Origin of the sequence: uncultured Proteiniphilum sp. (genome assembly GCF_937873925.1) — a bacterium.
Classification (GTDB): Bacteria; Bacteroidota; Bacteroidia; order Bacteroidales; family Dysgonomonadaceae; genus Proteiniphilum.
The window spans coordinates 1-5,595 of sequence record NZ_CALNAT010000173.1; the positions used below are offsets into that span (position 1 = coordinate 1).

The following is a 5,595-nucleotide window of genomic DNA, read 5'->3' on the forward strand; positions in this document are numbered from 1 at the left end:
GTTCTTCTTTCCCTTCCCCGTCTTTTCATCATCAGACGCGGGTTGTCGCAATCCGGCTTTCTCTTCTTTGCCGGCAAGCAACATGAATTCGTCCAACCTGTCCTTGTTCTTGTTATAGATATCAATAAATTCATCCAGAACTTCCTCCGATATTTCCCGGCACAAGGTAAAATACCTTTCTTCATGAAAGGAGATGCAGTACATTACTTTACCATCTTTCTCTTTTATATTATCAATGTTCGCAACTGTGGGCGAAAAACCCGGGATAATAACATTAAATTTGTCACCAATTTTATATTTCATAAAGATGGATTGTGTTTAAAATTGTGTTATTGTACTTTTCGTAAAACCATTATTATAATAAACGTTTTTCCATCCCGAATGTTTCCTTGACCTTTGGTTAAGTGAACACGTCTTATTTCGGCCGTCATCTTAAATTTTGTTTAAAGAATACATCCAATTTATCAAACGGAATTATATCTATTTTATCGTATAAATCCAGGTGAACTGCGTCAGGGATAACATAAGGATTAGTATGGAAACGGGATAAACTTCTATCAGACAAGCTAAAATTGGCACGTTGACCATAGCGTCTTTAGCACTATTCGCCTCAAGTTTCGGGCATTTAGTAGCGTTGTTTATAGGAATGAATAAATGGTGCTAACTCTTTACTAGGTTTTTTTTTATACTTCATATGCTCTGAAGTGACGTTTAAATTGTATAACGTGTATTTATGCAATCAATATCTCGCGGACCTTCCCCTGTCAATATTGTTTGCGAAAGTTGTTTGATTCCGGATAAAATGGTGATAACTGGTGTGCCACACAAGTATAAGGGAAACGGTAATGTTGGAAGTAGTGAAAATATATTTATACACATCAACTTCTGAAAATTGTTTTGGGGTAAATTAACTGACATACTTCTATCGGACAGCAAGTATATTCCTGTTACCGCTTTAAAACATTTATTTTCAACTAACAACAATTTGTAAGCCATAATCGTAATCTGTCTAAAGTCGAGTTAAAAATCATTTTTTGAAGTTTTTATATCATTTTAATTAGTTTGTCTTAATCAATCTTCTTTAATTTTGCTTTTAACATATTTTTTTCATATGCACATCTGTGCACGTACACAAAACATCTAATTCTAAGTCAACTTCTGACCCAAGCTCTTGGAAAAGTGATTTTATAGATTTGTTACGTGTTTAAGATTTGTATCTGTTTTGGACAGAAAAAACTTTTTAGGAAGGACCAAATCTCAATCTAAAATAAAATACAATGAAATGAAAAGAAAAGTTTTAAATCTAATGAAAGTAACCCTGTTTGTGCTGATGTGGATGGGTTACTTATGTGTATCAGCCCAAGATATTGCCGTGAAAGGCACTGTCACTGATACAAATGGAGAATCATTGATCGGAGTAACGATACAGGTTCAGGGAACTACAATTGGAACCATCACCGATATTGATGGAAGGTTCGTGCTACAGAATATACCTTCCAACAGTATTTTAGAGGTATCTTATGTGGGAATGCTTTCACGGACGATTGCGTTAGAAGGTAAAACTACGATTGATATCGTTTTGCAAGAAGATACGGAAATATTGGACGAAATTATTGTTATTGGTTACGGTACTGCTAAAAGGAAGGATTTTACGGGTTCTGTATCTTCCGTGAAGTTGGAGAACTCGCCCGTCGCACTTACATCAAACCTGAATGCATTGGAAGCAATAAAAGGAAATGTTTCCGGTCTGGATATAGGGGCCACAAATTCAGCAGGAGGACAACCAAGCATGCAGATGCGCGGACAGAAATCTATTTCAGGATCAAACGACCCGTTGATCGTGCTTGATGGGGTTATCTTCATGGGAAATATAAATGACATTAATCCTAATGACATTGCCTCTTTTGACATTCTAAAAGATGCGACATCTGCCGCAGCCTACGGTTCCCGTTCAGCCAACGGGGTAATCATTATTACCACGAAAAAAGGAAGGTCGGCAAAGCCCGTAATAACCTTCAACGCTTCAGGAAGCCTTCAAAGCTGGATGAACCGTCCTAAGCTGATGAACGGCGAACAATGGTTGGAATCCGTTATGGCCCGGAACAACAGTACCGATTTAACGTGGTTAAAACCCCAGGAAGCGGCGAACAGGGAGGCAAGGAAGGAAATAAACTGGCTGGATGCGTCTACCCGTACCGGATGGATACAAGACTATCAGCTCTCGGTATCTGGGTCCGGAGAAAAAATGAACTATTACCTATCCGGTTCTTATGCAAATAATCAAGGTGTGGTCATTGGAGATGATTACCATCGTGTATCCGTTTTAGGTAAAATCAATACGGACATTACGAGTTGGCTGGAGCTCGGTGCTGATGCGGCGTATACAAAATCCGATTATTCTGGGGTAGGCGCAGCCCTAAACCAGGCGTTTGTCATGTCACCTTATGGGGTCATGTACCGGGATGAAGAGAATAAGTTACTGGAAAAATTTCCTTACACGCAATCCGGCCAGAATCCTTTATGGGGGGTAACCAATGGTTCACGCGATAATACCGACTTACGTGATAATTTTCGTTTGAATGCTTATGCTGTCGTAAAAATGCCATGGCTGCCCGGCTTTAGTTACCGTTTTAATTACGCGGGTAATGTAGCAAAAGAACACCGTACGAATTTTTATTACGAGTCACATTATGTAAAGGAAGGGGCTTATGATGATGCGACCCGCTATTCTCCGGCAGCCTATCAGAACTTGCTGTCGAACGCGAACGGTAACATTGATAACAGGAGCATATCGAGCTGGGTTATCGATAATATTTTAAATTATACCGCTACGTTTGACAAACACTCTATCGACCTGACTGCCGTGGCAACGCGCGACCGCAGGGACTACAAGCGAGAAAACACTACAGGAAATGATTTTGCAGCTAATGGGAATACCACTTTAGGCGTTAACGGCCTGCATAAAGCGACTGTCCAGAAAATCTTACTTGAAGGAGACAGAAGGGCTAATATCGGTTATCTAGGTAGAGCATCCTATTCGTATGATGAAAAATATTACCTCACCGGTTCATATCGTCGTGACGGTGCTTCGGTTTTTGGGGTTAATCAAAAATGGGGTGATTTCATGGCTTTTGGATCCGCATGGCGGATTACCAATGAATCATTCATGAAAAACGTAAATATCCTTGATGATTTGAAATTAAAGCTTTCTTGGGGTAAAAACGGGAATCAGGGATTAAGCCCATACGGCACGTTATCTACAATCCGAAATGGAGCCGAAGGCGGTGCCCGGTATCAATTTGGAAACAGCAGCAATATCCTTTACGGCATGGTTCCGGGGGCATTGGGAAATGCCGATCTGGGTTGGGAATCCACGGAATCATGGAATACGGGATTCGAATCAGTATGGTTAAATAACCGCATATTTTTTGATGTGGATGTATACTTTTCGAAAACGACCGATCAGATATTCGAACGAAATATCCCTGTCATGACTGGATTTAAAACGATCAAATCATCGTTAGGACAGATAAATAACCGGGGAATTGAGATGACCTTGCGAACCGTGAATATCGCCAAACACGATTTTACATGGACGACGGGCATCACGTTCTGGTTAAACCGGAATAAACTGGCCCATCTGTATGGTGAAGATCTGGATGGAGACGGGAAAGAAGATGATGATATATCCAACAGCCGATTTATCGGAAAACCGTTGGGAGCCATCTACGGATATGTGCAGGATGGGATCGTTCAGGAATCGGATACGGAATATATGCAGAAGAACGGAGTATCGGCCGGAGTGCCTAAATATAGAGATTTAGATGGTGATGGAGTTATTACCGCGGAAGATAGGGACATTCTGGGATATACGACCCCCAACTTCAAATTAAATATGAGCAACACGCTTACCTATAAAAATATCGATCTGTATATGATGCTCACCGGAACATTTGGTGGTGGAGGATATTACTTTAAAGAGAATAGAGAAGCTTTTATGACAAACGGTTCAGGATTGTTTAATTCAAATAGTATCTATATCCCCTGGTGGACACCTGAAAATAAAAGCAACAAATACCCATCTGCCGTATTTGCCGGAGATGGAGGACGCTTCCGAGGATTACAGAACAGGGGATTTGTCCGGTTGCAGGATGTAACACTGTCATATTCATTCGGGGAACCATGGGTTAAAAATCTGAACATTCAGAACTTGAAAGTATTCCTGACTGCCAAAAATCTCTTCACAATTACAGATTGGGAAGGAGATGATCCGGAAGTTGGCTCTGCCGTAAGGGAAAACACTTATCCTGTATTGACCTCATTCTCTTTAGGTGCTAATATTAGTTTTTAATCAAAAAAGAAGATAAAAGTATGAAAAACAAAAAAATAAATAATCAATTCGTCTTGCTCTTATCGTTGTTGTTATTAGCCGGATGTAACGATGCTGATTTTTTAACAGAGAAGCCCGAAACATTCTATACCGTTGACAACGCTTTTTCCACATCGGAGCAAGTCGATCAGGTAGTGATCGGGTGTTACGCACATATCAGAAACATGTTTGCAATGGGTGAAGAAAACAATACGTTTTTTGTTTTTAGTGGTAACGGAACAGATATGTATGATGTGGCTACCATCAGAAGGGGAAATCGTTTTAATGATTATGGAATCATAACTCCAAGCAGTAATGAATTTAACAATAATTATTCACACTGGTACCAGTTAATTGCCAAAGCAAACTTAGCCTTGTACGCTGCGAATTTACCCAATATTGAATGGGGTTCGGAAGAAGAAAAGGCATATACTATGGCCCAAGCACGTTTCTTCCGTGCATTTTGTTATCGTAATTTAGGTGAATTATATGGAGGTGTACCCATTGTTACGGAAGTTACAACAACCCCTCGTTATGACTTTGAAAGAACCAGCCGCGAGCAGACATATCAGTTTGCTATAGATGAGATGGAGGCTATCTTAAATGATCTGCCGGTGACTACTCCTATCGCAGGACGTTTGGTAAAAGGTGCGGCTCAACATAATCTATGTCAGCTTTATTTAAATAAAGGTATCGCCCTGGAAGAGGCTGGACAGTCAGGAGAAGCAAAGATTGCTTATGAAAAGGCAATTAGCTATGGCAATGAGGTTATAGATGGTCCGGTGTACTCTTTAATGACAGAACGGTTTGGCACGCGTAAGGATGAAAATCCTGATTTTTATTTTGCAAACTCTGAAGCCAAGCAAACTGCAGATCGCTTGTATTCAGCTGCAGGTTATCCCATAAAAGGAAATGTCTATTGGGATCTTTTTCAGAAAGGGAACCAGGATTACCAGTCAGGGAATAAAGAGGCTATCTGGGTAGCCCAGATCGATTACGAAGCATTTAAGGCAGAAGATGGCATGTCAAAACTACCGTATTCACGGGTCTATGGGCCTGTTTTCCGTGATCCGATGTCAACTCATTTAACCGGGACGCTGGAAGATGTAGGTGGACGAGGGATCGTGCAGATGATGCCGACAATATATACCCGTGATATCATATATGAAGGGAAATGGGGGGAAGATATGCGAAATTCGGAAGCGGTCTTCCGCAGAACGTTCTTA

Annotated in this window: 3 protein-coding genes; 2 read left to right on the forward strand and 1 reads right to left on the reverse strand. The window is 40.6% G+C overall.

Annotated elements, in window-relative coordinates:
* Positions 1 to 303 (reverse strand): hypothetical protein (locus tag Q0502_RS11890; RefSeq protein WP_298650983.1); only part of this gene is annotated, 303 nt, incomplete at its 3' end.
* Between the two features lie 979 nt (positions 304 to 1,282).
* Between Q0502_RS11890 and Q0502_RS11895 the strand changes: the two genes are divergently transcribed.
* Both Q0502_RS11895 and Q0502_RS11900 read left to right on the forward strand, forming a co-directional pair.
* A complete protein-coding gene (locus Q0502_RS11895) occupies positions 1,283 to 4,351 on the forward strand; it encodes a TonB-dependent receptor (RefSeq protein WP_298650985.1) in 3,069 nt (1,022 codons plus the stop codon).
* Between the two features lie 20 nt (positions 4,352 to 4,371).
* Positions 4,372 to 5,595 (forward strand): RagB/SusD family nutrient uptake outer membrane protein (locus Q0502_RS11900; protein WP_298650987.1); only part of this gene is annotated, 1,224 nt, incomplete at its 3' end.